Source organism: Actinophytocola sp., assembly GCF_049647105.1.
In the GTDB taxonomy this organism is placed as follows: domain Bacteria; phylum Actinomycetota; class Actinomycetes; order Mycobacteriales; family Pseudonocardiaceae; genus Actinophytocola.
Genome location: NZ_JBARWZ010000061.1, coordinates 1 through 3,109 on the forward strand (window position 1 = coordinate 1; position 3,109 = coordinate 3,109).

The 3,109-nt window shown below is 70.8% G+C and carries 3 protein-coding genes and 1 pseudogene; all 4 read left to right on the plus strand.

All coding sequences use genetic code 11. The features are described 5' to 3' along the window. Window positions 1–123 precede the first annotated feature (123 nt). On the plus strand, window positions 124–378 hold the full coding sequence (locus WBA97_RS08160) for an acyl carrier protein (protein WP_424230108.1): 255 nt from the start codon (window positions 124–126) through the stop codon (window positions 376–378). Then, complete coding sequence (locus WBA97_RS08165; RefSeq protein ID WP_424230109.1) at window positions 375–1,586, plus strand: beta-ketoacyl-[acyl-carrier-protein] synthase family protein; 1,212 nt, start codon at window positions 375–377, stop codon at window positions 1,584–1,586. Before WBA97_RS08160 ends, WBA97_RS08165 begins: the two co-directional genes overlap by 4 nt. Beyond that, on the plus strand, window positions 1,583–2,656 hold the full coding sequence (locus tag WBA97_RS08170; RefSeq protein WP_424230110.1) for a beta-ketoacyl synthase N-terminal-like domain-containing protein: 1,074 nt from the start codon (window positions 1,583–1,585) through the stop codon (window positions 2,654–2,656). Before WBA97_RS08165 ends, WBA97_RS08170 begins: the two co-directional genes overlap by 4 nt. A gap of 44 nt (window positions 2,657–2,700) precedes the next feature. Continuing rightward, a pseudogene (locus WBA97_RS08175) lies at window positions 2,701–3,109 on the plus strand (hypothetical protein); the annotation flags it as partial.

Genomic DNA, 3,109 nt, shown 5'->3' on the forward strand with positions numbered 1-3,109 from the left:
GGCCCCGTCCGCACCCGCGCCGCCAGCCCCGGCGCGTGCTCCGCGTGCCGCGCGCAGGCCGGAGCGGCAGGTGCTCGACGACGAGGACGACTTCTCCAACCAGTCCAGCTGGATGCAGAACCAGTGAACAAGCTGGTCGCGGAGCGGGCGGACGACATCAAGGCGGTCGTGTGCCGGGTGCTCGAGGTCGACGCCGACCGGGTCGGTCCCGCCGACCACTTCGTCGACGATCTCGGCGCCGACTCCATGAAGCTGATCGAGCTGCTCGCCAACCTGGAGATCGAGTTCGACGTCGAGGTGGACCCGGCGCGGTTCGAACGCCTTGTCGACCTGGACGGGGTCCACGCCGTGCTGGGCGAGGCACTAGACGGCGCATGAGCGGCGCGACCGATCGAGCACGGACCCGCGTGGCGGTCACGGGGCTCGGTGTCGTGTCGAGCATCGGTACGGGCATCGCCGACTACACGGCCGGACTGCGGGCCGGGCGCAGTGGTGCGCGGCCCATCGGCGTCTTCGACACCGAGGGCTTCGCACACCACATGGGTTGCGAGGTCACGGACTTCGATCCGGACCGCTGGATCACCGGGCAACCGGCAGGCGACCTCGGCAGGGCCGCGCGGTTCTCGGTGGCCGCCGCGAAGATGGCCGTGGAGGACGCGGGTCTCGTCCCGGCAGGCCGAGGCATGGTGTGCCTCGGTACCACCGACGGCGGTGGCGACGCGGGTGAGCGGATCGCCGAGCACGTCGTGCGTGGCACCGGTATTCCCGCCGAGCTGCCGCGCCGGGTGCCCGCCGCGTCCATCCCGGTGGCGGTCGCCCGCGAGCTGGGGCTGTCCGACGTGGACTGTTCGACCGTCGCGACCGCGTGCGCGGCAGGCAACTACGCGCTCGGCAACTCCTTCGACGCGATCTCCTCCTGCGAGGTCGACTTCGCGCTGTGCGGTGGCGCGGATGCCATGTGCCGCATGACGTTCACCGGCTTCTACCGCCTCGGTGCGGTCGACCCGGAGCGCTGCAGGCCCTTCGACGTGCACCGGCAGGGCATCCTCACCGGCGAGGGCGCCGGCGTGCTCGTGCTGGAACCACTGGAGAAGGCCGTCGCGCGCGGCGCCCGGATCTACGCCGAGGTGCTGGGCTACGGCCTCAACTGCGACGCCGCCCACCCCGTCGCCCCCGACCAGGACAGCGTCGCCGCCTGCATGCGGCTCGCGCTGGACGACGCGGGTGTCACGCCGGACCAGGTCGACCTGATCTCCGCGCACGGCACCGGCACGAAGGCCAACGACACCACCGAATGCGGCGCCATCCACGACGTGTTCGGGCCGACGCCACCGAGAACGGTGTCGGTGAAGTCCATGCTGGGCCACACCATGGGCGCGGCGAGCGCGCTGTCCGCCATCGCGTGCGCGGTCGCCATCCACGAGGGCTTCATCCCGCCCACCATCAACCACACCGAGACCGACCCGGCGTGCGGTATCGACTGCGTGCCCAACAGCGCGGTCGATGCCGATCTGCGCGTCGTGGCCAACAACGCGCTCGCGTTCGGCGGCAACAACGCGGTCGTCCTCTTCGGACGGCCGGCATGACCGGCAGCGTGGCCGAGAGCAGCGTGGCCGACCGCATCGTGATCACCGGGTGGTCGGCGCTCACCCCGTTCGGTCACGGCAGGGCCGCGTTCGCCGACGGTGTGCTGCGTGGCGAGCCCGCGAAGGCCGTGCCCACGAAGGACGACTGGGCGCGGGCGGACGCCAGGGTGGTGCCGGACTTCGACATCGTCGAGCAGCTGGGCCGCAAGGGCACCAGCTCCATGGACCGCGCCAGCGCGCTCGCGATCGCCACGCTCCGCGACCTCGCGCGGGAGACCGACATCGACGCGCGCACCGGCGTCGTGCTCGGTACCACGAGCGGCAGCAACCGCACCCAGTTCGAGTTCACGCGCGACTCGCTGACCCGCCGCAGGCCCTACTTCGTCAACCCGGCGCAGATGCCGTTCGCGCTGATGAACTCGGCCGCCGCGCAGTGCGCCATGTGGCACGGCCTTACCGGTCCGAACAGTACGGTCGCCGCGGGCAGGACCTCGGGACCCGCCGTGCTGCGGTACGCGAGCAGGCTCCTGCGCACCGGGCGGGCGAGCGGCGTGTTCGCGGGTGCCGTCGAGGAGCACAGCGGTGCCCGCGAGCTGCTGGAACCGGGGGGCACGCTGGGTGAGGCCAGCGTGCTGTTGTTTATGCAAACGCCGGACAACGGGAACCGACCGGCGCTCGCGGAGGTCGTAGCGTTGGACACACGGGTCGGCGAGCCACGCAGTGCACTGGCCGGGTGTCTCGAGCACGTGCTGTCCGGGCTCGCGGTGGACGAAGTGTGGGGTCTGGCCCTGACCGCCGAGGACCCGGAGTTGTCCGAAGTCGAACGGGAAGCGACGGGTGAGCTATTGAACCGGCAGGTCACGACGGTGGTCCGGCCGGGCCACCTGGTCGGGGACACGGGCGCCGCGAGCGGCGTCCTTGGTGTCGCCGCGCTGCTGGCCGCGGCGGCGGCCGACGTGCGTGCACGTGACCGTCTCGCGGTGGTCACCTCGGTCGACCGGGACGGCACCGCGGGTGCGGTCGTGCTTCGCTTGACGGGATCGCCGCAGGAATTGAGGGGTGAGGGATGAGCAGGTCGTGGGAGGAAGTCCAGAGGCTCCTCGACGATCCGTACGTGGACGCCGACACCAAGGAGCACCTGCTCGCGGCGTACCTGACGCAGGAGGGCTACGCCAGCCCCTACGGCGGTGGTCTCGGCAGTCAGCCGGGCGGGGTCTACGACGAGGACAACCTGCCCGACGACGTGCGGGAGTACTACGACCAGTACAAGCTCCAGCCCGGTGACTACCGCCAGGGCTCGCTCGACGACGTCTACGACGACGCGCAGGCGGAGTCGGACGAGGGCGGCTACAGCGCGGGCCTGAACGACGAGAGCGTCGAAGAGGGCCGTACTGATATCGAGGACATGCGGCTGCCCCGGGAGGGGTCGAGTCTGGGTGTCGATAAGTCGGATGAGATTTTCGATGCGGCGCGGGATGCGTTGCGGATTTTCGAGGATTTCTTGCCGGTGAATGACAAGGTGC

Bases quoted from the DNA above. Each gene is read 5' to 3' on its own strand.
- WBA97_RS08165 (WP_424230109.1), top strand. From the start codon at position 375: ATGAGCGGCGCGACCGATCGAGCACGGACCCGCGTGGCGGTCACGGGG.
- WBA97_RS08170 (WP_424230110.1), top strand. From the start codon at position 1,583: ATGACCGGCAGCGTGGCCGAGAGCAGCGTGGCCGACCGCATCGTGATC.